The organism is Ferrovibrio sp., from assembly GCF_046297595.1.
Taxonomy (GTDB): domain Bacteria; phylum Pseudomonadota; class Alphaproteobacteria; order Ferrovibrionales; family Ferrovibrionaceae; genus Ferrovibrio.
Map to the genome: position 1 here is coordinate 154,588 of NZ_JBKBHT010000005.1, position 22,309 is coordinate 176,896.

Annotated in this window: 28 protein-coding genes and 1 pseudogene; 1 reads left to right on the forward strand and 28 read right to left on the reverse strand. The window is 66.4% G+C overall.

Annotation, left to right across the window (positions count from 1 at the left end; translation table 11 throughout):
* The first annotated feature begins 6 nt into the window (after positions 1–6).
* Complete coding sequence (locus ACK4FJ_RS14680) at positions 7–441, forward strand: LysR family substrate-binding domain-containing protein (RefSeq protein ID WP_409767466.1); 435 nt, start codon at positions 7–9, stop codon at positions 439–441.
* On the opposite strand, the gene ACK4FJ_RS14685 is transcribed toward ACK4FJ_RS14680, so the two are convergent.
* From ACK4FJ_RS14685 to ACK4FJ_RS14820, 28 genes and pseudogenes are all read right to left on the reverse strand, one after another.
* Complete coding sequence (locus ACK4FJ_RS14685) at positions 414–656, reverse strand: DUF2274 domain-containing protein (RefSeq protein ID WP_409767467.1); 243 nt, start codon at positions 654–656, stop codon at positions 414–416. The genes ACK4FJ_RS14680 and ACK4FJ_RS14685 overlap by 28 nt on opposite strands.
* 1 nt (position 657) lies before the next feature.
* Positions 658–1,800, reverse strand: coding sequence for a TrbI/VirB10 family protein (locus ACK4FJ_RS14690; RefSeq protein ID WP_409767571.1), 1,143 nt, complete (start codon positions 1,798–1,800; stop codon positions 658–660).
* A 74-nt stretch (positions 1,801–1,874) separates the two neighbouring features.
* Complete coding sequence (trbG, locus tag ACK4FJ_RS14695; protein WP_409767468.1) at positions 1,875–2,900, reverse strand: P-type conjugative transfer protein TrbG; 1,026 nt, start codon at positions 2,898–2,900, stop codon at positions 1,875–1,877.
* Positions 2,897–3,580, reverse strand: a complete 684-nt coding sequence (trbF, locus tag ACK4FJ_RS14700) for a conjugal transfer protein TrbF (RefSeq protein WP_203192636.1) — start codon at positions 3,578–3,580, stop codon at positions 2,897–2,899. The genes trbG and trbF overlap by 4 nt, the downstream gene beginning before the upstream one ends.
* Positions 3,580–4,926, reverse strand: a complete 1,347-nt coding sequence (trbL, locus tag ACK4FJ_RS14705) for a P-type conjugative transfer protein TrbL (protein WP_409767469.1) — start codon at positions 4,924–4,926, stop codon at positions 3,580–3,582. Before trbL ends, trbF begins: the two co-directional genes overlap by 1 nt.
* Before the next feature lie 4 nt (positions 4,927–4,930).
* Positions 4,931–5,314 (reverse strand): putative entry exclusion protein TrbK-alt, encoded by a 384-nt coding sequence (trbK-alt, locus tag ACK4FJ_RS14710; RefSeq protein WP_409767470.1) that lies wholly within the window; start codon positions 5,312–5,314, stop codon positions 4,931–4,933.
* Positions 5,315–5,325: 11 nt separating this feature from the next.
* Positions 5,326–6,087: a P-type conjugative transfer protein TrbJ gene (gene trbJ / locus ACK4FJ_RS14715; protein WP_409767471.1), complete on the reverse strand. Its 762-nt coding sequence runs from the start codon at positions 6,085–6,087 to the stop codon at positions 5,326–5,328.
* Entirely contained in the window at positions 6,084–8,522 is a 2,439-nt protein-coding gene (gene trbE, locus ACK4FJ_RS14720) for a conjugal transfer protein TrbE (RefSeq protein WP_409767472.1), read from the reverse strand. Before trbE ends, trbJ begins: the two co-directional genes overlap by 4 nt.
* A gap of 9 nt (positions 8,523–8,531) precedes the next feature.
* Positions 8,532–8,813, reverse strand: coding sequence for a VirB3 family type IV secretion system protein (locus ACK4FJ_RS14725; RefSeq protein ID WP_203192640.1), 282 nt, complete (start codon positions 8,811–8,813; stop codon positions 8,532–8,534).
* Entirely contained in the window at positions 8,813–9,145 is a 333-nt protein-coding gene (locus tag ACK4FJ_RS14730) for a TrbC/VirB2 family protein (RefSeq protein ID WP_409767473.1), read from the reverse strand. Before ACK4FJ_RS14730 ends, ACK4FJ_RS14725 begins: the two co-directional genes overlap by 1 nt.
* Positions 9,142–10,125 (reverse strand): P-type conjugative transfer ATPase TrbB, encoded by a 984-nt coding sequence (gene trbB / locus ACK4FJ_RS14735; RefSeq protein WP_394002943.1) that lies wholly within the window; start codon positions 10,123–10,125, stop codon positions 9,142–9,144. The genes ACK4FJ_RS14730 and trbB overlap by 4 nt, the downstream gene beginning before the upstream one ends.
* Positions 10,126–10,294: 169 nt before the next feature.
* Entirely contained in the window at positions 10,295–10,729 is a 435-nt protein-coding gene (locus ACK4FJ_RS14740; protein ID WP_409767475.1) for a ribbon-helix-helix protein, CopG family, read from the reverse strand.
* Positions 10,730–10,736: 7 nt separating this feature from the next.
* Positions 10,737–12,725 (reverse strand): conjugal transfer protein TraG, encoded by a 1,989-nt coding sequence (locus ACK4FJ_RS14745; RefSeq protein WP_409767476.1) that lies wholly within the window; start codon positions 12,723–12,725, stop codon positions 10,737–10,739.
* Between the two features lie 31 nt (positions 12,726–12,756).
* Positions 12,757–14,496, reverse strand: a complete 1,740-nt coding sequence (locus tag ACK4FJ_RS14750) for a relaxase/mobilization nuclease domain-containing protein (protein WP_409767477.1) — start codon at positions 14,494–14,496, stop codon at positions 12,757–12,759.
* A gap of 244 nt (positions 14,497–14,740) precedes the next feature.
* Positions 14,741–15,517 carry a lytic transglycosylase domain-containing protein gene (locus ACK4FJ_RS14755; protein ID WP_409767478.1) on the reverse strand — a complete coding sequence of 259 codons (777 nt, stop codon included), beginning with the start codon at positions 15,515–15,517 and terminating at the stop codon, positions 14,741–14,743.
* 4 nt (positions 15,518–15,521) lie between these two features.
* Positions 15,522–15,857 (reverse strand): DUF736 domain-containing protein, encoded by a 336-nt coding sequence (locus ACK4FJ_RS14760; RefSeq protein WP_409767480.1) that lies wholly within the window; start codon positions 15,855–15,857, stop codon positions 15,522–15,524.
* Positions 15,858–15,904: 47 nt separating this feature from the next.
* Positions 15,905–16,450, reverse strand: coding sequence for a S26 family signal peptidase (locus ACK4FJ_RS14765; protein WP_409767481.1), 546 nt, complete (start codon positions 16,448–16,450; stop codon positions 15,905–15,907).
* Positions 16,447–16,968 (reverse strand): DUF2840 domain-containing protein, encoded by a 522-nt coding sequence (locus ACK4FJ_RS14770; RefSeq protein WP_409767482.1) that lies wholly within the window; start codon positions 16,966–16,968, stop codon positions 16,447–16,449. The genes ACK4FJ_RS14765 and ACK4FJ_RS14770 overlap by 4 nt, the downstream gene beginning before the upstream one ends.
* On the reverse strand, positions 16,965–17,219 hold the full coding sequence (locus ACK4FJ_RS14775) for a hypothetical protein (protein ID WP_409767483.1): 255 nt from the start codon (positions 17,217–17,219) through the stop codon (positions 16,965–16,967). Before ACK4FJ_RS14775 ends, ACK4FJ_RS14770 begins: the two co-directional genes overlap by 4 nt.
* Positions 17,216–17,853: pseudogene (parA, locus tag ACK4FJ_RS14780) on the reverse strand (ParA family partition ATPase). The gene ACK4FJ_RS14775 and the pseudogene parA overlap by 4 nt, the downstream one beginning before the upstream one ends.
* 211 nt (positions 17,854–18,064) lie before the next feature.
* Complete coding sequence (locus tag ACK4FJ_RS14785) at positions 18,065–18,946, reverse strand: replication initiator protein A (RefSeq protein ID WP_203192652.1); 882 nt, start codon at positions 18,944–18,946, stop codon at positions 18,065–18,067.
* Positions 18,947–18,957: 11 nt separating this feature from the next.
* Positions 18,958–19,239 (reverse strand): helix-turn-helix transcriptional regulator, encoded by a 282-nt coding sequence (locus ACK4FJ_RS14790; RefSeq protein WP_409767484.1) that lies wholly within the window; start codon positions 19,237–19,239, stop codon positions 18,958–18,960.
* Between the two features lie 134 nt (positions 19,240–19,373).
* Positions 19,374–19,745 (reverse strand): DUF2285 domain-containing protein, encoded by a 372-nt coding sequence (locus ACK4FJ_RS14795; protein ID WP_409767486.1) that lies wholly within the window; start codon positions 19,743–19,745, stop codon positions 19,374–19,376.
* Between the two features lie 73 nt (positions 19,746–19,818).
* On the reverse strand, positions 19,819–20,142 hold the full coding sequence (locus ACK4FJ_RS14800) for a transcriptional regulator domain-containing protein (protein WP_203196840.1): 324 nt from the start codon (positions 20,140–20,142) through the stop codon (positions 19,819–19,821).
* Positions 20,143–20,262: 120 nt separating this feature from the next.
* Entirely contained in the window at positions 20,263–20,526 is a 264-nt protein-coding gene (locus ACK4FJ_RS14805; protein ID WP_409767487.1) for a DNA -binding domain-containing protein, read from the reverse strand.
* Between the two features lie 132 nt (positions 20,527–20,658).
* Positions 20,659–20,892 carry a helix-turn-helix domain-containing protein gene (locus ACK4FJ_RS14810; RefSeq protein WP_409767489.1) on the reverse strand — a complete coding sequence of 78 codons (234 nt, stop codon included), beginning with the start codon at positions 20,890–20,892 and terminating at the stop codon, positions 20,659–20,661.
* Positions 20,893–21,070: 178 nt separating this feature from the next.
* Positions 21,071–21,397, reverse strand: coding sequence for a DUF736 domain-containing protein (locus ACK4FJ_RS14815; protein WP_409767490.1), 327 nt, complete (start codon positions 21,395–21,397; stop codon positions 21,071–21,073).
* Positions 21,398–21,522: 125 nt separating this feature from the next.
* On the reverse strand, positions 21,523–21,822 hold the full coding sequence (locus ACK4FJ_RS14820; protein WP_409767491.1) for a DUF736 domain-containing protein: 300 nt from the start codon (positions 21,820–21,822) through the stop codon (positions 21,523–21,525).
* Positions 21,823–22,309: the final 487 nt, after the last annotated feature.

Genomic DNA, 22,309 nt, shown 5'->3' on the forward strand with positions numbered 1-22,309 from the left:
AAGGTCATGGGGCTCTGGAGCGAGCGCATCATGGTCGCGCTGCCCGAAGGTCATCGATTGGCCGGCAACAACATCGTCTATTGGACCGATCTGAAGGACGAGACCTTCCTTTTCAGCCAGCGCGATCCCGGGCCGGAGATCCAGGATATCTTGCTGGCGAAGCTCGCCGCGCCGGGCGAACGGCCCAAGGTCATCAGTCACGATGTCAGCCGCGAGAACATCAAGAGCCTCGTGGGAGCAGGCTTCGGCGTCAGCCTGATGTGCGAAGCCTGCATCGGGGCTTCTTATACAGGCGTCGTCTGCCGCGAGGCGCGGGACGGCAATGGTCCGAGCCGGATCAACTACGCAGCCTATTGGCAGGGTGATAACGACAATCCGGCACTGGCGGGTTTCATCAACCTGCTGCAAGAGCGCTATCCCTCCTTGCCCGCGGGCGACTGACGCGGTCGCCGGGCCTTCGCGAAGCCGCGATCGGTGGCCATGAAGCGCTCCACCATGGGGACGATCAGTTTGGCCGGGTCGCTTACTGGATGGCCGGTCTCGCGGGCCAGGATTTCCGCGTAAGCGACCAGATCGCGATGAACGGTCGCCGGAAATTCGATCACGAGCTTGACCGGCTTGTCGTCGGCAACGGCCCCGAGCTTCAGCTTCGCCATGTCAGCCTCCGTAGGGTTCGAGTACGAGGTCGCGGGTAACGATGACGCGAACGGGGAACCCCGGGCGGATCGTCAAGGTCGGGGCGATGTTCAACTGGCGGCGAACGATCTGTTGACCGGCATCGTTGATGGTGTCCTGCCCGCCGTTGCGGATCGCCTGGATCAGGCGGTCGTCGTCGTTGGTGGCGAGCTCTGCCCCAATGCTCAGCAGCGTGGACAAGCCCGCAGCCTTGGCGAGATCCCACCAGTGATAGTCGACGCCATCCTGGAGGCCGGCATAACCTTCGACATCAGCGCCAGGTTGACGCTCGAGCACGATCGAGCGGCCGTTCGGGAAGATCAGCCGGTTCCAGACCAGCAGCACGCGGCTTTGTCCGAACTGAACATTGTTGTCGTACTGGCCGATGATGCGCGTGCCTTGGGGTACAAGAAGGATGCGGCCCGTCGGGCTGTCATAGATGTTCTCCGTCACTTGCGCGGTGATCTGGCCCGGAAGATCGGACCGGATGCCGGTGATGAGCGCGGCCGAAATCACGGCACCCGCCTGAAGGATGTTCGGCGACGCCGGAGCCACGATGCGATCCGGCGAGACGGTGCGGCGATCGGCGGCGGCGTTGAGGAAGGCGAGTTGCCGATCCTGGGCCGACGACGTCGCTGGCTGGGGAGCAAGCCCGAGGCTGGCGAGGTCAGGTATTGGTGGCGGAACAGCCGTCGCAGTGCCAGAGGCTGATGATGGCGTCGGCCGGTTCTCCGTGCCGGCGAAGAGCTTGGCGGTGCGGGCGCTCTCAATTTCCTGCAGGCGGCGTTGCTCCTCGGCGCTGAGACCAGGATTGGGTGATGCTACGCCGGGGTTGGGCACGGGCTGGCCGCGATTCTGCGCGCCGAGGATGGGACGACCGAGGTCGCCGGGTAGCGGCGGGCCAAGCTGAGGCACACCGCTGTAGTCGCGGGGCAAGCCCGCCAAGCCGTCGGCGGTCGATCGGTTTTCGGTCGAATAGAGTTCTTCGGCGGACTTGCCGCCGTCGCGCGTCTGAAGGGCGTAGATCAGCGCTCCGCCCAGGCCCACGCTCGCCACGAGACCAATGCCGGCAAGCACCTTGCGCGACAGCCGCGTAACGCGCGGAGCCTCCGCACGAAGCCGCATCGGGGCGACCGCATCGGCGGTCGACCCGGTCAGCGGTGCATCATCCTCATCCTCTTTCCGGGCTTCAGGCTCGCTCACGACGCCGGCCTCCCATCGGTGCGGGTGATCCGAACGCGCTTCTGGTGGTCACCGGCGCCGAAGCGCAGCTCGGCGGCCGCGAACAAGCGATCGACGATCATGTAGTTGCCGCGGACGCGGTAATTCACGAGTTCGGAGGTGTTGCCCTCGGGGCCGACCACGAAGATCGGCGGCATCTCGCCCTGGCCGATGCCGCGCGGAAACTCGATGAAGACCTGCCGTCCGTCGTCATAGGCCCGCAGCGGCCGCCAGGGCGCACGATCGCCCTCGATGGCATAGCGGAAGTTGATGTTGGCGAGGTCGACGCCGGTGGCGATGGGACGCGCTGCCTCGGCCTGCGCGTTCTGGCGGCGCAGGGCGATGAGCTGATCCTGCGGGTACTGCCACGAGACCGACGCCATATAGGTGCGCTCCGTCGAGCGCAGTTCCAGGTGATAAGTCCGCAGATTGGTGTTGATGACCAGGTTGGTCATCAGGTCGGCGCGGGTCGGCTTCACCAAGATGTGGACTTGCAGGGTCGCGCCCGAACCGCTCTGCGTGTCGCCGATGATCCAGCGGACCGTGTCGCCAGCGGCCACCGGCCCGGAACCCACGAGCTGCTCGCCGGGCTGCAGGGCGATATCGGTGATCTGACCAACGGCGGTATAGACCTGATAGAGCGCTCCGCCAGTGTACGGATAGACTTGCATCGCATTGATGAAGCCGTCTCGGACTGGCTGCACGCGCGCAGCCGCATTGGCTTGATTGACGCGGGCCGTCGGATCGGTCGGCTCTGGGGTTCGGCGCGATTCTTCAACGGGCTTCATCTGTCCTGGCAGCGGTAGCGGACGTGGAAGCTCCACGACCTGCACTGGCCCCGCCGGATCGGCCGTCTGCACGGCGGGCGCTGCGTCGTCATAGGATATCTCGGGCGGCTTCTGCGTCGTGGCGCAGCCGGCGAGCGCAGTTGCTGAAAGCAGCAGAGCCGCGAGTGTGGAAGTGTGAGAAGCCGGGCTTCCGGCTTTACGGAAAGACGGCTTCATTGCCCAAGCTCCCGTGACCAATTGATGGCGTTGACGTAGATGCCGAGCGGGTTCGCTCGCAGCCGGTCGGCGTTGCGAGGCACCTGCACGACGATGGTGAGGATGGCGGTCCAGCGGGTCGTCTCGGCGAGCTGGCCGTTCTCGTAGCGCCGCTCGGTCCAAGCGACGCGGAAGCTATCCGGCGACGCGCGGATCACGCTCGAAACGTCGACGGCGACCTGCTGCCGGCCGACCTTGGTGAAAGGGTCGTTCGAGCGCGCATAGTCGTTCAGCGCCATCGCGCCGCGATCAGTCGTGAAGTCGTAGGCGCGCAGCCAGTTCTGGCGGACGATGATGGCATCGGACGGGATCGAGCGGACCTGCTCGATGAAACGTGCGAGGTGGAAGGCGATTTGCGGGTCGGTCGGGCGATAGTCGGCGACCGCTGGCGCCACCGCCTGCGCCTGACCGAGCCGGTCGACCTGCACCACCCAGGGTACGACCGTGCCACGCGCTGATTGCCAGACGAGCGCAGCAGCGAATCCAGCCGAGAGGATCAGCGATCCGAAGGCCATGAGGCGCCAGTTCTTGGCCTGGACGCGAGCGCCGCCGATACGATCGTCCCAGACCTGGGCGGCCCGCTGGTAAGGCGTCTCTGGTTCGGGGGACTTGCCGTAGTGAGTGGAGGGTCGTTTGAACATCAGCGGTCGCTTTCGGAAAGGTTGATGGAGGAGCCGCCGCCGTGGCTGTCGCCGCTGCGAATGGCATGGGCGGCCGCTGTCACGCCATGGCTCAGCGTTTGGGAGCGCTTCATGCGGCGAGCCCAGGCCGGTGGTCCGTCAGCCGGTGCGGCCGCCTCGGGCGTGCCTCCGCCGATCGTGCCCATGGTCGAAGTGCCACCGGTGGCTTCGAAGGCGGATTTCCCGCCCTCCGAGAAGCTCGACCGCATGCTGTCGGCGGTGCGTGAGGCCGCCCGGCGGAGGGGCGAAGCCGCCGCGCCACCGGCTGCGCGGGCGACGCCGCCAAGGCCGGAAGCGACGCTTGCCGCGCCCGATTGGCCCGCGGCCCCGAGGCTGTAGGCAGTGGCTGCGCCACCTGCCATAGCGGCGCCACCGCGTGCGGCGGCGGCCGCTCCGCCGGCCATAGCGCCGACGCCGCCGGCTGCTGCGCCGAGAGAGGCTCCTCCGGCTGCGACCATTCCGCCGGCGGCAAGGCCAGTGCCGACCGCCGCGCCGGCCCCGAGCTGAGGCCCGCCCGAGACGAGGCCGTTGGCGATGCCGGGACCGAAGATTCCGAGGCCGAGCAGTGACAGCGCGGCGAGCACGATCGCCATGGCGTCGTCAATGGTCGGATTGGCTCCACCGAAGCCTGCAGTGAATTCGGAGAACAGCGTCGAGCCGATGCCGATGATAACGGCCAGCACCAGGACCTTGATGCCGGAGGAGATGATGTTGCCGAGGACGCGCTCGGCCATGAAGGCCGATTTGCCGAAAAGGCCGAAGGGAATGAGCACGAAACCGGCGAGCGTCGTCAGCTTGAACTCGATCAAGGTGACGAAGAGCTGGACGGCGAGGATGAAGAAGGCCAGCAGCACCAGCGCCCAGGCGAGGAACATGCAGGCGATCTGGATGAAATTCTCGAAGAACGACCAGTAGCCCATCAGGCTGGAAATCGAATCGAGCAGCGGCCGTCCGGCATCGAGGCCGGTCTGCGCGACCTTGCCGGGGCGAAGTAGATCCGCTGTCGTAAAGCCGGTGCCGGAGGCCTTCAGGCCAAGACCGGCGAAGCTCTCGAAAACGATGCGGGCGAGATTGTTCCAGTTGCCGATGATGTAGGCGAAGACGCCGACGAACAGCGTCTTCTTGACCAGGCGCGCGATGATGTCGTCGTCAGCGCCCCAGCTCCAGAACAGGGCGGCCAGCGTCACGTCGATGACGATCAGAGTGGTCGCGATGAATGCGACCTCGCCGCCAAGCAGACCGAACCCGGAATCGATGTAACGGGTGAAGACCTCGAGGAAATGGTCGATGACGCCGGTGCCGCCCATGATGCTATCGGGCCTCGTCTTGCTGCGGCGTTGTTTCCCGGGGGGTAGGATTGTCCAGCGTCGTGTTTCGCAGGTCAGCGCCAAACTGGGGCTGCGGGGCCGTCGCCGCGTCGGGCAAGCGGTCCTTGGGTCGCGCGCCCGGTGCGAGAAACCGCTCGCGGTTTTCCGCCCAGGCGCGCAGGCACGCGGCGTCACGGGGGCCGGCATCGCCGAGGCGCTGGCAACGGATCAGCTCGGTGCGGAGCGGATCGGCCTGCGAATTCTCGACGCGCCCTGCGGACCAGCCGGCCGGCTCGTCCTCCTTTCGGGTCAGCTCGATGGCGGTCGCGGTGACCGCGACCGCGACGAACACAACGGCGCCGAGGCGAGCCAGCATCTTTCCGTCCATGACTCCGCCCCTCAGTTGCCGCCGTAGAACATCTTGGCGTTGCCTGGCTGGTAGCCGGTGCCCGGAGTCAGGAAGCGCCGGCGCTGCTCGCGGCCCTGCTCGGCGGCCGTGGCCTGTTCGGCCGACTGGAGCGCCTGCGCCCGGCCGTTGGCGGCGACGACGGCGGTGAGGTCGGCGAGCTGCTGGGCCTGCAGGGCGAGGAGCTGGTTGCCGGCCTGGGTCGCCTGCAATGCGCCGGTCGCGCCTTGGCTCTGACCGACCAGCGCCGACATCTCGGCGCGGTTGGTGTCGATGTTGCCGACGACGCCGGCCTGCACCCGCATGGCGTCCTGCAATCCGCCGACGGTGTTCTGCCAGCGCTCGCGCGCCTGCGCCACGAGTTGCTGGTCAGACGCCGACATCGACGCATTGCCGTAGGTGGATGTGAAGGCCCGGTCGATCTGTTGGACGTCGTAGGCGATGCGCTGGGCCTGCTGTAGGAGCTGCTGCGTTCGCTGCACGGACTGCTGCAGGTGCTGAAGCGAGGAGTACGGCAGGCTCGCGAGGTTACGCGCCTGGTTGATCAACATCGTCGCTTCGTTCTGAAGCGATGTGATCTGATTGTTGATTTGCTCCAGCGCGCGAGCTGCGGAGAGAACATTCTGCACGTAGTTCGTCGGGTCGTAGACGATCCATTGCGCGGATGCGGGCGAGACCATCACGGGCGATAGCGCCACGGGAATTGAAAGGATGGACGCGGCGAGAAACGCCGCGCGTGAGCGACGGAAGATCATGGCTTGCTCTCCAGGTTGGTGAGGTTGGGAATGAGGTCGGACGCCCAGGCGACGCCACGCAACCGCAGCCAGGCCGGCAGGAAGCCCTCGCGGCCATGCTCGGCGATAGTGCGCTCGATGGCGGCCTGGTCGGTCTTCGACGAGGCGGCGCACAGCGCCAACGCAACGTCGGATAGGCCGAGCTCGAACAGCCGGTTGCCGCGGCGGGACTGGCAGTAATAGTCGCGCTTGGGCATCGCGCGGGCGAGGATCTCGATCTGGCGGTCGTTGAGGCCGAAGCGCCGGTAGATCGCGGTGATCTGCGGTTCGATCGCGCGTTCGTTCGGCAACAGGAGCCTGGTCTGGCAGCTCTCGATGATGGCGGGCGCAATCGCCGAACCGTCGATGTCGGAGAGCGACTGGGTGGCGAAGACGACGGAGGCGTTCTTCTTGCGCAGCGTCTTCAGCCATTCGCGGAGTTGACCGGCGAAGCCCTCGTCGTCGAGCGCCAGCCAGCCTTCGTCAACGATGAGCAGCGTGGGGCTGCCATCCAGGCGATCCGCGATGCGATGGAACAGGTAGGCGAGCACGGCCGGTGCCGCGCCAGTTCCGATCAAGCCCTCGGTCTCGAACGCTTGGACCGAGGCTGCGCCAAGGTGCTCGCTTTCGGCGTCGAGCAGCCGGCCATAGGCGCCGCCGACGCAATATGGTCGTAGCGCCTGCTTGAGGTCATTCGATTGAAGGAGGACGGCAAGCCCGGTGATGGTGCGCTCGCCAACAGGCGCGCTCGCGAGCGAGGTCAGCGCCGTCCAGATATATTCCTTCACCTCCGGCGAGATCGTCACGCCCTCGTGCATCAGGATCGCGACGATCCAGTCGGCGGCCCAGGCGCGTTCCGGCACGTCGTGGATACGGCTAAGCGGTTGCAGCGACACGCTGTCGTCCGCGCCTTCGGTCAGTCCGCCGCCGAGATCGTGCCAATCGCCGCCCATGGCGAGCGCCGCCGCGCGGATCGAGCCGCCAAAATCGAAGGCGAAAACCTGCGAGCCCGAATAACGCCGGAACTGAAGCGCCATTAGCGCCAACAGCACGGACTTGCCGGCGCCGGTCGGCCCGACGACGAGCGTGTGACCGACGTCGCCGACATGAAGGGAAAACCGGAACGGGGTTGACCCTTCGGTTTTGCCGAACAGCAAGGGGGGCGCACCGAAATGCTCATCCCGTTCCGGCCCCGCCCACACCGCCGACAGCGGGATCATGTGGGCGAGATTGAGCGTCGAGATCGGCGGTTGCCGGACGTTGGCGTAAACATGGCCGGGCAGCGACCCGAGCCAGGCGTCGGCGGCGTTGATCGTCTCCGCCATCGCGGTGAAGTCGCGGCCCTGAACGATCTTCTCCACCAAGCGCAGCTTCTCGGCTGCGATGCGTGGATCGGCGTCCCAGACGGCGACCGTCGCGGTGACATAGGCCTGGCCGGCATAGTCGGCGCCGAGCTCCTGGAGCGCGAGATCGGCATCGGCCGCCTTGTTCGCCGCGTCGGTATCGATCAGCGCCGAGGCCTCGTTGGTCATCACCTCCTTGAGGATCGCGGCGATCGACTTGCGCTTGGAGAACCACTGCCGCCGGATCTTGGTGAGCAGCTTGGTGGCGTCGGTCTTGTCCAGAAGGACGGCGCGCGTCGACCAGCGATACGGAAAGGCGAGCCGATTGAGGTCGTCGAGCAGACCGGGCGTGGTCGCGGTCGGGAAGCCGACGATCGTCAAGATACGCAAGTGGGCGTCGCCCAGGCGCGGTTCCAGCCCGCCGGTGAGCGGTTGATCGGCCAGCAGCGCATCGAGATATATCGGCGTCTCAGGCACGCGCACGCGATGGCGTTTCGTCGAGACGGTCGAATGGAGATAGGTCAGCGTCTCGCCGTCATCGAGCCAGGCGCATTCCGGCATGAAATTCTCGATGAGCTGGAGCACGCGGTCGGTGCGATCAGCGAAGCCGCGCAACGCCTCGTAAGGGTCGATGCCGTTCTCGGCCTTGCCTTCATAGAGCCAGCTCTCGGCGCGGGCGGCGTCCTCCGCTGGCGGCAGATAGACGAAGGTCAGGAAATAGCTGGACTCGAAATGCGAGGCGTCTTCCTCGAAATCCGCCTTGCGTTCGGCGTCGACCAGGGCGGACGCGGCGTCGGGAAAGCGGCCCGCGGGATAGGCCCCGGCGCCATGGCGTTGCGCCTCGACGAAGATCGCCCATCCCGAGCCGAGGCGGCGGAAGGCGTTGTTCAGCCGGCCGGCCACGGCGACGAGCTCGGCGGGAACCGCAGAGTCGAGGTCGGGACCGCGAAACCGCGCGGTGCGCTGGAAGCTCCCGTCCTTGTTGAGGACGACGCCCTCGCCCGCGAGCGCGGCCCAGGGCAGGAAGTCCGCGAGGCGGCTTGACGTCCGTCGATATTCGGCGAGGTTCATCATGGGCCCACCTCAGACGTTCAGATGGCCGGGAATGCGCAGGTGGCGGCGCACGACATCGACGAATTGCGGATCGCGTTTGGCCGCCCACACGGCCGCGAAATGGCCGATCGCCCAGAGCCCGAGACCGACCAGCCAGAGGCGCAGGCCGAGGCCGAGCGCTGCCGCCAGCGTGCCGTTGAGGATGGCGATCGAACGTGGCGCGCCGCCGAGCAGGATGTGCTCGGTGAGCGCGCGATGGACCGGGACGGCGTAGCCCGGTACTTCGCCGGCGCTGTCGATCAGGCTCGCCATCAGACGAGCGCTCCACCGCCGAAGGAGAAGAAGGACAGGAAGAAGCTCGACGCGGCGAAGGCGATCGACAGGCCGAAGACGATCTGGATCAGCTTCCTTGCGCCGCCTGATGTATCGCCGAAGGCGAGTGTTAGACCTGTGATGATGATGATCATCACAGCGATGATCTTGGCCACAGGTCCCTCGATCGATTCGAGGATGGACTGCAGCGGCGCTTCCCAAGGCATGGACGAGCCGGAAGCATATGCGGCGGGCGCCATCATCATGCTGACGAAGGCGACGGCCGCCGCCGTCGAGATATGGCGGCGGAAGCGCAGGCAATGACGATTCATGGGAGATCTCCTGAGAGGGGCTGGGTTGTGGGGGTGACGCGGTAGTCGCCGTCCGGCTTGAGACCCTCGACGCGGGCGAGTTCGGCGAGGCGACGGGTCGAGCCTCGGCCGCTGAGCACCGCGACGAGATCGATGGTCTCGGCGATCAGCGCGCGGGGGACGGTGACGACAGCTTCCTGGATGAGCTGTTCGAGGCGGCGCAGCGCGCCGAGCGCGGTGCCGGCATGGATCGTGCCGATACCGCCGGGGTGGCCCGTGCCCCATGCTTTGAGGAGATCGAGCGCTTCGGAGCCGCGCACCTCGCCGATCGGGATGCGGTCGGGACGCAGGCGAAGGGAGGAGCGGACGAGATCGGAGAGCGAGGCGACGCCGTCCTTGGTGCGCATCGCGACGAGGTTCGGCGCGGCGCATTGCAGTTCGCGCGTGTCCTCGATCAGCACGATGCGGTCGGAGGTCTTCGACACCTCGGCGAGCAGCGCATTGGTGAGCGTGGTCTTGCCGGTGGAGGTGCCGCCTGCGACGAGAATGTTGCGCCGGTCGGCGACGGCCTGACGAAGGATCGCGGCCTGGTCGGCTGACATGATCTCGGCCGCGACGTAGTCGGCCAGCGTGAAGACCGCGACGGCTGGCTTGCGGATCGCGAAGGCCGGAGCTGCTACGACGGGCGGCAGCAGACCTTCGAACCGCTCTCCCGTTTCGGGCAACTCAGCAGAGACGCGCGGGCGACCGGAGTGAACCTCGGCGCCGACATGGTGCGCGACCAGGCGCACGATGCGCTCGCCATCGGCTGCGGACAGGCGCTCTCCCGTATCGGAAAGTCCCCCGGATAGGCGGTCGATCCAGAGCCGCCCGTCGGGATTGAGCATCACCTCGACGATCGACGGGTCTTCCAGGAATCCTGCGATGGCGGGGCCGAGAGCGGTGCGCAACATGCGCGCGCCGCGAAGTATCGCCTCGGATTGCTGGTGAGAAACCGCCATGTCGTCCCCGTTCCGTGCGGGACCGCCGACAAGCGGCCCTGGATCGGGGATGAGTAGAAGAGGCAGAAGTTGGGGCGTGGCAACAACCGGAATGTGGTCGTAGCACTCTGGCGTACAAAGACAGGGGAACGGCGGAACGGATGAATACTTGCGATGCCGCGAGCGATGATTATTGCGCGTCCGCGACGCCCGACACGTCTTCCGAAATTTCCTGACGCAGCTTTGGTCCCTTGGCGAGTCGCCGGCCGAGCGCAGCGACGAAGGCGTCATATCGCTCACCTGCCTGAGCACGCGCCGCGGCCTGGGCAGGTTCCGGCAACGGCGGATTGGTCGCCAACCAGAAGCGGACGAAGACGGCCAGCATTTCGACGGAGATGCCGAGGTCGCGTTCCATTCGCGTCATGCGCCGATCGACCTGGTCGAGACGCTTGGTGGTCGCTGCTTCCTGCCGTTCGGCGGCGTCGGGCGACAGGAAGGAAGCGATGGCCGCTTCGGCAATCAGGGAGCGTGATTGGTCACGCCGTGCGGCATAGACCGCCAGCGCCTTCATGACGTCTGGGTCGAGATAGACCGACAGGCGCTGCTTCTTTGATGGCTTCGTCATCGGCGCCTCACAGGTCCATGCCGTCATTGGGGTCGAGCGAGACCTGTCGGGCGACGCCCTGCATGACCTGGTTCATCCGGCTCATCCGGGCGCTGTCGTCTTCCTCGTCGTCGCCGAAATCGGCCGCGAACTCGTTGTCGATCGGCGCCTTCTTCTCGACGGTCCCGGCCTTGTTCAGCTCGGGCTGGTGGCGGCGTTCAGAGCCGGTCGGATCCTCGTCGTCGCCCTGGCCATCTTTTGCGCCGGCGCCCTCGATCTCCAGCCGCGGCGGCAGCGGCATCTTGCTCCAGTCGTCCGGCTTTGCCGCCGCTGTCTTTGCCAGCGCCGGCGGTGGCAGGATGCGTTCCTGAAACCGACGATCCTCGAAGTAGCGGGCCTTCTTCGCCCGGATCGGCGGCGTACCCGCCACCATGATGATCTCGTCCGCAGGTGGGAGCTGCATGACCTCGCCGGGCGTCAGCAGCGGCCGCGCGGTCTCAGAGCGCGAGACCATCAGATGGCCGAGCCAGGGACTGAGTCTGTGCCCGGCATAGTTCCGCATCGCCCGCATCTCGGTCGCGGTGCCGAGCGCATCGGAGACGCGCTTGGCCGTCCGCTCGTCATTGGTTGCGAAGCTGACGCGCACATGGCAGTTGTCGAGGATCGAATTGTTCGGCCCATAGGCCTTCTCGATCTGGTTCAGCGACTGCGCGATCAGGAAGCTCTTCAGGCCGTAGCCGGCCATGAACGCCAGAGCGGACTCGAAGAAGTCGAGGCGGCCGAGTGCCGGGAACTCGTCGAGCATGAGGAGCAGCCGGTGCCGCCCGCCCTTGGCCTGCAGATCCTCGGTCAATCGCCGGCCGACCTGATTGAGGATCAGCCGGATCAGCGGCTTGGTGCGCGCGATGTCGGAGGGCGGGACCACAAGGTAGAGCGTCGACGGCCGCACGCCGCCGACGATGTCGGTGATGCGCCAGTCGCAGCGGCGCGTGACGGCCGCCACGACCGGGTCGCGGTAGAGCCCGAGAAAGGACATGGCGGTCGACAGCACGCCCGAGCGCTCGTTGTCCGATTTGTTCAGCAGTTCCCGGGCGGCGGAGGCTATGACCGGGTGGGGTCCGGCCGCGCCGAGATGGGCGGTCTTCATCATGGCGGCGAGCGTCGACTCGATCGGCCGCTTCGGATCGGACAGGAAGGCGGCGACGCCTGCGAGCGTCTTGTCGGCCTCGGCATAGAGGACGTGGAGGATGGCCCCCACGAGGAGCGCGTGGCTAGTCTTCTCCCAGTGATTCCGCTTTTCCAGCGACCCTTCGGGATCGACGAGGATGTCGGCGATGTTCTGAACGTCGCGAACTTCCCATTCACCGCGACGGACTTCGAGCAGCGGATTGTAGGCGGCCGACTTCGCGTTGGTCGGGTCGAAGAGCAGCACCCGGCCATGCCGCGCGCGGAAGCCGGCGGTGAGCTGCCAGTTCTCGCCCTTGATGTCGTGGACGATGGCTGAGCCCGGCCAGGTCAAGAGCGACGGCACCACGAGGCCGACGCCCTTGCCGGAACGGGTCGGCGCGAAGCAGAGCACATGCTCGGGTCCGTCGTGGCGGAGATAGGTGCGATCGAGCTTGCCGAGCACGACGCCGTCGGGTCCGAGCAGCCCAGCGGATTTAACCTCGTCGGGTCGGGCCCAGCGCGCGGAGCCGTAGGTCTCGACGTTCTTGGCCTCGCGGGCTCGCCAGACCGACATGCCGATCGCGACCGCGATCGCGATGAAGCCGCCGGATGCGGCGATGTATGCGCCCTCGACGAAAATCGGCGGCGCGTAGGCATCGTAGAGGTACCACCACCAAAAGAAGGCGGGCGGATAGTAGATGGGCCAGCCGAACAGCTCGAACCATGGCCGACCGAGTTGCGGCTGGAAGCCGAGCTGCCAGGCCGTCCACTGCGTCGCGGACCAGGTTGTGACGAGCACGATCAGGAATACGGCGAGGATCTGGCCCCAGAGAATCTTGGTGGCGGACATTGCGGGGTCCTTTCTTCGTGAGGAGTGGTGGTCACAGGCCGAGCCCCCGCTTGCGGCCAAAGCTCCAGTCGATGCCGCCGTCGCCGCGCGCGAGGCCGGAGACATGGCGGCCGAGCTGCTTTTCGAGTGAGGGGGACCAGGGCACGAGCTGGAAGCCGAGGCCGTCGTCGATCATCGCGAACCGGCCGGAGGCGAGCGCGAAGCGCTGCCGGTAGGTGCCGGAGACATATTCGCCGGTCGAAGCGCGCGTCAGCGGCCGTCCGCTCTCCGACGCCAGCTTTTCTCCGAGCGCGTCCAGTTCGCGCCGGCGCAGGGTCTCGATAAGATTGCGGCTGAAGCTGACTCCGCGGCCCTGACGTTCGGCGAGGCCTTGCCCGATTAGATGTTCGGCGCGGCGGTTCATCGCCCCGCGCACCTCCGCGCCGAAGCCGCCACCACCGAGGGCGACCGGTTCGCGGGCAATAGCCTGACGGTCGAGCCAGGTGGCGCCGGTCGCTGTAATCTGCCGCTCGATCGAGAGGTCCGAGCGGACCGCCAGCGCCACGCGCCGCCGGCCCTGGGCGTCGTCGAACTTGCGCAGTTCGACGATCGAGCCCGGCGTGCTGTCGCCGGCGGCATCGAGATCGGGCAGCTTGATGTAGTGGGTGCGCCCGTCGGCGCCATCGACCACGGCATAGGCCGTGCCCTTCAGCTCGTCGTCAAGGCCACGAGCGACCAACCGGCCGACGACGGGATCGTCCAGGCTCTCGCCGGCAAGCACATAATTGGCCGCGCCACGCTCGATGCCCCGCTCGGCCAGGCCGCGATGAATGCGCTTGATGATGTCGCCGCGTTCGCCCAGCTCGCGCAGCGTCGCCTCAGCGTTCTCCGACATGGTCCATTGGCCGGGACCGATCTGGCTGGCGAGACCGAGCGATTCCAGCTTGCGTAGTCGCCCGACCTTGAGCGCATGGAACTCGTCGGGTTGGCGGTCGGGATACGGCGCGAGATCGATGACGCCGGTGCGGGTGCTGTCGCGCGCGAGCTGCCGGTCGAGGTTGGTCCAACGCTCGGCGGCTATCTGGCGTTCGAGCGTGCGGCGGATCTCCTGATCGGTGCGGGGGCCGAGCTCCTGGGTGATCAGGTCGCGCGCCCGATCGCGCATGCCCTCCTTGATGTAGTCGCGCGAGATAACGAGGTTCTCGCCGTCCTCGCGCACGCCACGCACGATCAGGTGGACGTGCGGATGCCCGGTGTTCCAATGATCGACGCCGACCCAATCGAGCTTCGTGCCGAGGTCCCTTTCCATCTGTCCGACGAGGTCGCGGGCGAAGGACTTGAGGTCGGACATCTCCAAGGCGTCGTCGGGCGAGACGATGAACCGGAAATGATGCCGGTCATCCTCGCACCGCTCCGCGAACGCCTGTCGATCGGCGTCGTCCGTGCCGGGGCCGAACAGCCGGGCCTTCTCTCCGTCCCGGGTGACGCCCTCGCGGCTTAGATAGCTGAGGTGGGTCGCGAGCGGCGCGCTCCGTCCGCCGTGACGGACGACACGCGCCTTGACGACGGCGCCGCGCGAGCGGAACGTGATGAACCGGTTTGCCTGCACCGATGCGCGCTGGCCTCGGCCGAACCGGGAGCGGTGATTCGGCCCGATCGTCCCCTTGCGGGAGACCGTTCCGCCGGCGCGCTGGGCCGCCGCCAGCGCCTGCGCGATGAAGGGTCGGGCGCGCTGCGCGCTCGTCGAGCGGATGCGGCCTGGCCGGATGCGGAAATCGTCCTCGCCGCTCATGGTGGCGATCCCGCACATCGCGCAACGGCACTGATTTTCTTCTGAAATTGCCGAAGCCGCAGGCTGCGCCGATCAGGCGCACCTCGCGAATTCGCTGCGCAAGCCCCTGAAAAAACACGACCGAAACGAAGCGCACATCGCGCCCCTTTATCCTGCCATCGTGCGGTCGTGTTGCCTCGCTCCCCCCTCAACGCTCTCCATGATGCGCCGGGGCACGCCAGACCGCGATCCGGTCGAGGCGCCGTCATCGCGGACCTCCAGCATCTGGTTGCACGACAAACAGGCCGGTGGACTGCGGCGTGATCGCGGAAACCTTGCGCAGCGGAGCCGCCGCCGGAGCGTCTTCAGAACGGCCCCCGGTCTGCGCCCGATCAGCAGAGGTCGTGCCATCGGCGCGCGCGATGAACAGCGGGGCGCGCGTCCACGCCAGCGGATCGGCAGTCGCGACAGTGACTGTTCCGGCGATCTCGCTGCCGCCGATGAGAGGTGCGAGGGCCGCGACATAGGCCCGCGTTTCCGCCGGCAACGCACGACCGTCCGCAAGATATTCGTCGTAGCGACCAGGACCGGCGTTGTAGGCCGCGAGGAAGCCCGGCGAGCCGTAGCGGTCGTGCATTTCGCGCAGGTAGGCCGCGCCTGCCAAGATGTTGTCGCGCGGGTCGTAGGGATCATTGCCGAGATTATGGCGGATGCGCAGCGCCGCCCAGGTATCGGGCATGATCTGCATGAGTCCCATCGCACCCGCTCGGGAGATCGCGCGCACATCGCCGGCGCTTTCGACGCGCATGACGGCGCGAATCCAGGCCGCCGGAACGCCGAAGCGTTGCGAGGCTTCGGTGACATAGGCGGCGATCGGATCGGCAGGATCGGTTCGCTCGACCGGCGCGCTCTGAGCCAAAGTAGCGGCCGGCATTCCGGCGCCGAAAAGCAGGCCGGAAAGGAGAAGGATGGCGAGATGCCGGGCGGCATGCGTCCGCCCGGTATCCACGAAACGCCTGCGCGGTGGGTGAAGCGTCCGCATGGCCTCAGTCCCGCTCGCCGCGCTTCGGCGGACGGTTCCAGTGGAGCCCCCAGGTCGTCTTGTCGTCGCCGGACTGGAACAGATTGGCGCGCACTGGCTGCGCGAAGACGGGATCGTCGAGGAGCAGCGAGACGTACTCGCCAGCCTTCTCGCCGGTCCGCTTCCAGCCGGCGCCGACCTCGGGGCCATCTTCGTCGCCGAGATGGACGCGGTAGTCCGGCGCGTTCTCGGCGTCGGAAGGTTCGGCCGGAAAGAGAGAAAGCGCGGCGTCGAGGGTGAGCGTGCGGACGTGTCCGGAATAGCCGGACTTCGTGCGGGTGAATTGACCGATCTGTGGCATGGGAAAGTTCCTTCTGCTGCATGTGGGGGAGAGGTTCGGCGCGCCCCTCAACGTGTTTGGGCGCGCCATTCGAAGTGGCCGCTGTCGTCTTCGTCGGTCCACACCGGCATCGCGCGGCCAATGATCGAGCTGGTGGGAATGGGACCGAAGTAGCGGCCGTCGAGGCTGTCACGGACGGACCAGTTCATGAGGAAAATCTCGCCGTCCGCGACGCGCCGGCAGCCCTGCCAGACGGGCAGATCACGGCCGAGGCGGTCACGCCGCAGCGCCTCTCCCATCGCGATGCCATCGACGGTGATGCGAGCGCCGGTTCGGCAGACCTGCTGCCCCGGAAGGCCGGCAACGCGCTTCATGAGCGGGACGCCGCGCGGCAGGTAGCCGCGCTCGGCCAGGAACGTGGCGAGCGGTTCGGGAGCGGCCACGGCGACCAGGTCGGTCACGTCGAGCCGGGATGATCGATCGATAGAATAGAGCCCGATCGGCGTGCTGGCCGAGGCGTTCCAAATCAGCTTCGGCGCAATGTGGATGAACGACAGGCCGCCGATCAGCATCACGGCGAAATACGTCGTCATGCCGTAACCGAAGCGGGTCATGGCTGGGCACTCCGGCGCTTCAGGAATGCCCGATGCTGCTCGAACGTGTAGGCACGAGGCTCGTAGCCTGCCGTCAGGCGGTTGTGGATGTGCCGCCAATGATCGGGCGAGACTGCTGCCGAATCGATGTTGAGCGCTTCGATGGCGTCGACGAGTTGGAGGACGTGCTCGACCTTCGGCCAGCCTTCGAGCTTGAGCAGGATGTCACCGCCCGGGCGCACGAACGGCAGCGTCTGATAGGGTTGGCGCGGCGAGACGGCGCGCACGATGTCGATGCGCGAGATGACCGTGCCGAAATCGTTGGAGGCCCAGCGGACGAACGCGAAGACGCTGCCCGGCTGGTAGGAGAGGATACGCCGGCGGCGATCCAGAATTTGCTCGTGGACGTCGTCTCCAAACCGGATCCAGTATTCGATCTTCTTCTCAATCCAGGTCAGTTCGACATGGGTCAGGTGGTCGGACGCGAGCGCGGACGGCGACGGGCCGCTGCGCACGCGCAAAGCCGCGGTGCCGGTCATGATGGGTCTCCTTCGGTCGGGGGAAATTCGCGCGTGAGCAGGTCGCGCAGCATGTCGGCGACCGTGACGCCGCGCCGGAATGCCGCGATCTTGATGCGCCCGCGCAATTCGGAGGTGACGTCGATGGTCAATCGCGCCGAGAACACGGCGGCGTCCGGGCCGCGCGCAGGCGGCGTCCCTGACGACTTGATCCAGTGTTCAGCGTCGCCGGGCCGGGCGGCGAAGCCGCGTTTCTGAGACGGCCCGGTCATAATCCGAGCCTCCCGACCTCGGCGCAAAGTGCGGCGATCTCGCGCGCGGCCGGGCTGTCGTCGTCGACCTCCGACACGAGGCGTCCGGACTGCGCCGTATCGGCGAAGGCGACGCGCTGGCCGATGGTGGATGCCAGCACCGGCGGATCGTGATCGGCGAGCGTCTCGGCTGTTTCGCGGGCGATGACGGTTCGCGCACCGCATCGGTTCAGCACGAAGCGGGCCGTGAGCTGCGGACGATAGATGCGTGCCTCACTGAGCAGTGCCAGCATCTCGGCCGAGGCCAGCCGTCGAATGGCGATGGCTGCACCGGGATCAGGATGAGATCGGCGGCGAGCAATGCGGAACGCATCAGCCCGGCGACGCGGGGCGGCCCGTCGATGACGATGTGATCGGCGTCGCGCGCCAGCTCCGGCGCTTCGCGATGGAGCGTATCGCGCGCCAGGCCGACGACGCCGAACAGGCGCGGAAGGCGCTCGCGTGCCCTTTGTTGCGACCAGTCGAGCGCCGAGCCTTGCGGGTCGGCGTCGATCACGGTGACGCGCTGACCGCGTCTCGCCCATTCGCCGGCAAGGTGCAGCGCCAGTGTCGTCTTGCCGACGCCGCCCTTCTGATTGAGGAACGCGACGATCATGACGCGCTCCCGGCCGCTGCTCGGCAGTTATCCGCAGGCGGGCAAAACGCGGGGTGCGTTAGAAAGATTCCGAAGGAATCTAGGTTAGAGAAGTTACGGACGCCGCAAGCTTTTGATTCGATGCGTGGAATCGACGATTCCGGTCCCCGATAGCACGATGATCGGGTCCCCGATGGCACGATAGGCGCGGTCCCTGATAGCACGAGGCAATTCACAGCTTATCCCCAGAGCGAGTGTTGGAACGGCGACGTCGCGGCATGCCGAGCGGCGCCGGATCGGTCGGTACGAAGGAAAGGCGTTCGGGGCCGCTGGCCGGCTGCTCGATGGTCAGCCGGTAACCGGGCAGCGCCTGGCGGCGGACGATGTCGCGCAGGTCGTAGGCGAAGTGCTTGAGCGGCGAGAGCGAGCCGGACTTGGCGTGGAGGTGGATGAAATCGAAGCTCCAGCCGAACTCCTGGCGGCCGCCATGCTTGCGCACGAGCCGGTAGAGCCAGCGTTCGAGCCCGCCCGTGAGATCGAAGTAGGCGCGGTCGATCGTCAGTACGAGCGCGTCGTCGAGGACCGCGGCGTAGAACCAGTCGGGTACGATCAGCTCGAGGCCAAGGGGCCGTCCTCGGCTGTCGGCTTTCTCCTTCCACTCGTTGATCCAGGAGAAGCGGTGCATCCGTCGCTCGGTGGGCTGGCGGATCGATGTGGCGATCGTGGTTGATTGTAGGCGGTCGAGCGCGGCCTTGAGGCGGTCGTAGTCGCGTAGCGACACGCCGCGGCCGATGAAGTTCAGGATCTCATACGGAGTGGTCCCCATGAGCCGCGACGGGCGTAGGCCGGCGTCGCGCGCTTCGACGATCTGGGAGGCTGCCCAGATCAGCACGTCCGCGTCCCAGATGGTCGCCATGCCATGCTCGGGGACGGCTTCGACGCGGATGACGATCGAGCCCGCCTTGAAGTCGATCGGCGCCAGGCGCTTCGATTTGGCGAGCGAGAAGAACGGATAGGCCATGAGGTCCTGCGCATCTCGCGGCGCGAGGTCGCCGGGCAGCGCTCGGAAGAGATCGAGCTGCTCGCGTTCGCTACTGTGATGGCGGGACGACATACCGGCACGTCTCAGCGCGCGTGGCGGCCGGATTGGACCGGCGCCGTCGGTTCATGGCGCTTGGCGGGAAGAACGGCGCCGCGGGGATCCGACGTGGATGTGACGGCGCCCCGATCGGCCCAGGCCTGCAGGTCGTCGATGGCGTAGACGACACGGCCGCCGAGCTTGCGATAGGCCGGGCCAGTCCCATAGGTCCGGTGCTTTTCCAGCGTGCGGCCGGAGAGACCTAGAAATCGGGCGGCTTCAGGAGTGCGTAGAAAGCGCGGCGGCAAGCCGGCGAGGTTGGCGGACATGATCGGGCCTCCGGGGTGTTCGTTGAGGCCGCTGGCGATCAGCGGCGGGCGAAGGCCACGGTGGCGAAGAGCTGCCGTCTGGGGGGATGGTGAAGATTGAGGGGGCTATTTCGCACCCCCCTGGATAGGCTCCGTCAGCGCCGTCTGCGCCGACGCAACAGGTCACGGTAGCCGCCATCGACCATGGCGAGGCCATCGCGAACGAGGCGAATGGTGGAATCACGGAGCGCCGATGTTTTCCAGGAGTCGGAGGCAACGCGGGACACGCCGAACATCACCTCGGCGATCTCCCGGTAGGTTGCGCGGCAAGCGCGGCCGTCGAAGGCCCGCAGCATGTGACGGAGGCGCTGCCGGCGCTGAAGCGTCACGCGCAGATCGGCGGGCGGAGGCGGCGCTTGGAGCCCGCCCCAAATGCGCGAGATGGCCTCGATCCGGTCTGGTGCATCAGTGTCCAGCGGGACGACCGCGGCTAGTGGCTGGTCGGGACCAATGCCGCCGAGCAACACGACATGGACTGCGTCGGCGCCGTCGCCATGAATTGCGTGGAGTTCGTGCGCGCTGCGGCGCGTTACGTTCGGGTCAAGCGCGGGCAGTGGTGCGCCGGCGGAGCCAAGGGATGGCGACGCGATCAGCAGAACCTTTCCAAGGTCGGCCTCCGTCGTCCAGTGAACGGGTTCCTCGATGGCGCTGTGGCTTGGGTGGGCAGGGAAATTGCAACCCCCAGCGCAGGCGGAACGACGCGGTCGCCTGCTCTGGGTCATCCATCTCTTTCAATGCTTTTGCATAGTCGCGCTGGTAGTCGACATTGCGGCGCAAGCACTCCCACGCCAGGTCGGAAATGCCGAGATCGTCGAAATAGTCGTAGCTGGTCGAAGCTCGCCACTGCGATGGGTCCGGCGCCATCGATTACCTCCTGGCTCACATGGTTCATGTATCCGGGCCGGATACGATTGCCGGTTGAGCTGGATCAGGGAAGACCCGGAAAAAGCGCCGCGTGATCGCTGCGGTGCATCGCGGACCCGTTCAGTGATGGCCGCGCCGAAGCAGGTCGCGATAACCGTGTTCGGTCATCCATCGGGCGCGCAGGAGATGGCATTCATGGATGTGCCGGGCGCGCTCGGGATCATCTCTGGGATCAATGCCGAACAGAATGGTAACCACTTCGCACCAGTCCGCTCCCTCGGCATCGGCATCGAGCAGGCGAACGTAGAGCTTCAAATGCTTGATGTCGTAGTCGGTCAGCGACGCGCCTCGGGGCGGTTCGTCAAGAAAATCCGGCGCGGTCACGATGGGTCCCCCGACACATCAATGGCGACAGCCATTCGATTCCGAGTCGATTTTATCGAAGTTTTGAATTGTCGTAAGCTGCGCGAGAAGACATCGCGTGATGCAGCGTAGACATCGCTGCGGGTCGTGCAATCAATCTTCGTCGGCGCTCTGCCGCTCGGTCCGTTCGAAAAACGCGACCGGATCGATTTCAAGCACGATCGCCAGCTTTTCCAGCATATCGATCGTCGCGGCGTGCTGTTCCCGCTCAAGCATGCCGACATAGTTGCGATTGATCTCGGCACGATCGGCAAGTTCCTCCTGCGACAAGCCCTTGGCGTGTCTCAGTCGACGCAAATTTCTGGCGACAAGCTCCCGCAATCTCATGCGGAGAGGTCGCCGTTTCCCCTAATATACTGCCACCTAGTAAACTAGGGATTCGTACATGAGAAAAGGCGCGGTGTCATTTTTCCGGGATGATCGGGAGTTTCCGGCCGGATCGCGGACTGGATTCCCACAGGCGCGATGCCCCGCCCGGCTGTCCGGGCGGGGCGTTGCTGGCGGCTCAGTCGCCGTTGCGGCGGCTGGGGCGAGACCAGATGAGGCTGAAGCCTTCGCCTTCCTCGTCGTCGAAGAGGTTGGCGTAGATCGGAGCGTTGAAGCTCGGGTCGTCCAGCTTGAGGCCGAGATAATCGCGGCCCTCGTTGGAGCGCTTGGACCAGGCGGCGCCGATCTCGGCTCGGCCGACGAAGACGCGGTGGCTGGGAGCGTTCTCGCCGGTGGAGCGGGCGTCGGGGACGATGCGGACGTTCTTGGTCTGGACGCTGAGGGTGACGATTTCGCCGGTGAACTCGTTCGAGCCGGTCTTCTTGAAGGTGCCGATGGTCGCCATGGGAAGTCTCCTTGATCACTGTCTTTCGAGCCCGCACCATTGCGGCCTCACATGAGAGATTTCCCGTCAAGGGGTGGTGAGATGAGCTGGGGCGCTCCGCCGGAAGCGGAGCGCCCACGTCGGGGTCAGCGCGACCAGATGAGCTTGTGTTCGCTCTGATCGCCCTGGATCAGGGTCGCGTAGATCGGCGCCGGGAAGGAGGGATCATCGATCTTGACCGAGAGGTATTCGGTGCCCGATTCCTTGGCCGCCTTGCTCCAGGCGGCACCCAGTTCGACGCCGTTGGCGGTGACCCGGAAGTCGGGCGCACGTTCGCTGTCCTTGGCGACGGGCTTGATGACCGCCTTGACGTTGATGTTGAGGGTGCGGATCGTGCCGGCGAAGGTGCCGTCGTCGCTGCGGGTAAAGGTGCCGATCTGAGCCATGTCGTATCTCCTGACTTTTGCCGAAGCCGCCCGATGCGGCCTCGTGGCTGTCGAGAGGCGACGGGTCGGACGGCTGCACCCAGCGGGCCGCAGCGTGAGCGAAGGACGGCGAAAGCCGGGCTTGTTGGCTCGCGAGGAATGCGGCGCAGCCGCAGGGGAAGAAGGTCGGCGAAGCCGTTGCAGGCATAGGCCGTCCCGGCGCCAGATCAGCCCCGAACAGAGGCCATCCGGCGGCTTCACCGGCACCGTCAGCCGGAACGACAATGGTCGGTACGCCTTCACAAATCAGCGGCGCGCCTTGCGTCGGTCTGCTTGAACTGACGAACTGAGGTCCGAGCCCGTCTCCTGATCCGCGCCTATGCACGTATCAACCTCACATCCGGTCGCCGCCCGTGCGGTCGAACCAATATCCCGCTTGCGGCGGCAAGGGCTCAGGAGGGCGATTCCAGACTCGATGACGGCATTGTTGCCAGGCCGCAGATACGGT

Excerpts from the sequence above, each read along its gene's own strand:
- trbB (WP_394002943.1), bottom strand. The coding sequence starts at position 10,125 with ATGGCGGTTTCTCACCAGCAATCCGAGGCGATACTTCGCGGCGCGCGC.
- ACK4FJ_RS14770 (WP_409767482.1), bottom strand. The coding sequence starts at position 16,968 with ATGACCGGCACCGCGGCTTTGCGCGTGCGCAGCGGCCCGTCGCCGTCC.
- ACK4FJ_RS14745 (WP_409767476.1), bottom strand. The coding sequence starts at position 12,725 with ATGTCCGCCACCAAGATTCTCTGGGGCCAGATCCTCGCCGTATTCCTG.
- trbG (WP_409767468.1), bottom strand. The coding sequence starts at position 2,900 with ATGAAGCCGTCTTTCCGTAAAGCCGGAAGCCCGGCTTCTCACACTTCC.
- ACK4FJ_RS14790 (WP_409767484.1), bottom strand. The coding sequence starts at position 19,239 with ATGTCCGCCAACCTCGCCGGCTTGCCGCCGCGCTTTCTACGCACTCCT.
- trbF (WP_203192636.1), bottom strand. The coding sequence starts at position 3,580 with ATGTTCAAACGACCCTCCACTCACTACGGCAAGTCCCCCGAACCAGAG.
- ACK4FJ_RS14730 (WP_409767473.1), bottom strand. The coding sequence starts at position 9,145 with ATGAATCGTCATTGCCTGCGCTTCCGCCGCCATATCTCGACGGCGGCG.
- ACK4FJ_RS14820 (WP_409767491.1), bottom strand. The coding sequence starts at position 21,822 with ATGGCTCAGATCGGCACCTTTACCCGCAGCGACGACGGCACCTTCGCC.
- ACK4FJ_RS14740 (WP_409767475.1), bottom strand. The coding sequence starts at position 10,729 with ATGACGAAGCCATCAAAGAAGCAGCGCCTGTCGGTCTATCTCGACCCA.
- trbE (WP_409767472.1), bottom strand. The coding sequence starts at position 8,522 with ATGATGAACCTCGCCGAATATCGACGGACGTCAAGCCGCCTCGCGGAC.
- ACK4FJ_RS14750 (WP_409767477.1), bottom strand. The coding sequence starts at position 14,496 with ATGAGCGGCGAGGACGATTTCCGCATCCGGCCAGGCCGCATCCGCTCG.
- trbK-alt (WP_409767470.1), bottom strand. The coding sequence starts at position 5,314 with ATGGACGGAAAGATGCTGGCTCGCCTCGGCGCCGTTGTGTTCGTCGCG.
- ACK4FJ_RS14775 (WP_409767483.1), bottom strand. The coding sequence starts at position 17,219 with ATGACCGGGCCGTCTCAGAAACGCGGCTTCGCCGCCCGGCCCGGCGAC.
- ACK4FJ_RS14815 (WP_409767490.1), bottom strand. The coding sequence starts at position 21,397 with ATGGCGACCATCGGCACCTTCAAGAAGACCGGCTCGAACGAGTTCACC.
- ACK4FJ_RS14810 (WP_409767489.1), bottom strand. The coding sequence starts at position 20,892 with ATGAGATTGCGGGAGCTTGTCGCCAGAAATTTGCGTCGACTGAGACAC.
- ACK4FJ_RS14725 (WP_203192640.1), bottom strand. The coding sequence starts at position 8,813 with ATGGCGAGCCTGATCGACAGCGCCGGCGAAGTACCGGGCTACGCCGTC.
- ACK4FJ_RS14760 (WP_409767480.1), bottom strand. The coding sequence starts at position 15,857 with ATGCCACAGATCGGTCAATTCACCCGCACGAAGTCCGGCTATTCCGGA.
- trbJ (WP_409767471.1), bottom strand. The coding sequence starts at position 6,087 with ATGATCTTCCGTCGCTCACGCGCGGCGTTTCTCGCCGCGTCCATCCTT.
- trbL (WP_409767469.1), bottom strand. The coding sequence starts at position 4,926 with ATGGGCGGCACCGGCGTCATCGACCATTTCCTCGAGGTCTTCACCCGT.
- ACK4FJ_RS14755 (WP_409767478.1), bottom strand. The coding sequence starts at position 15,517 with ATGCGGACGCTTCACCCACCGCGCAGGCGTTTCGTGGATACCGGGCGG.
- ACK4FJ_RS14685 (WP_409767467.1), bottom strand. The coding sequence starts at position 656 with ATGGCGAAGCTGAAGCTCGGGGCCGTTGCCGACGACAAGCCGGTCAAG.
- ACK4FJ_RS14785 (WP_203192652.1), bottom strand. The coding sequence starts at position 18,946 with ATGTCGTCCCGCCATCACAGTAGCGAACGCGAGCAGCTCGATCTCTTC.
- ACK4FJ_RS14680 (WP_409767466.1), top strand. The coding sequence starts at position 7 with ATGGGGCTCTGGAGCGAGCGCATCATGGTCGCGCTGCCCGAAGGTCAT.
- ACK4FJ_RS14690 (WP_409767571.1), bottom strand. The coding sequence starts at position 1,800 with ATGCGGCTTCGTGCGGAGGCTCCGCGCGTTACGCGGCTGTCGCGCAAG.
- ACK4FJ_RS14765 (WP_409767481.1), bottom strand. The coding sequence starts at position 16,450 with ATGACCCGCTTCGGTTACGGCATGACGACGTATTTCGCCGTGATGCTG.
- ACK4FJ_RS14800 (WP_203196840.1), bottom strand. The coding sequence starts at position 20,142 with ATGGCGCCGGACCCATCGCAGTGGCGAGCTTCGACCAGCTACGACTAT.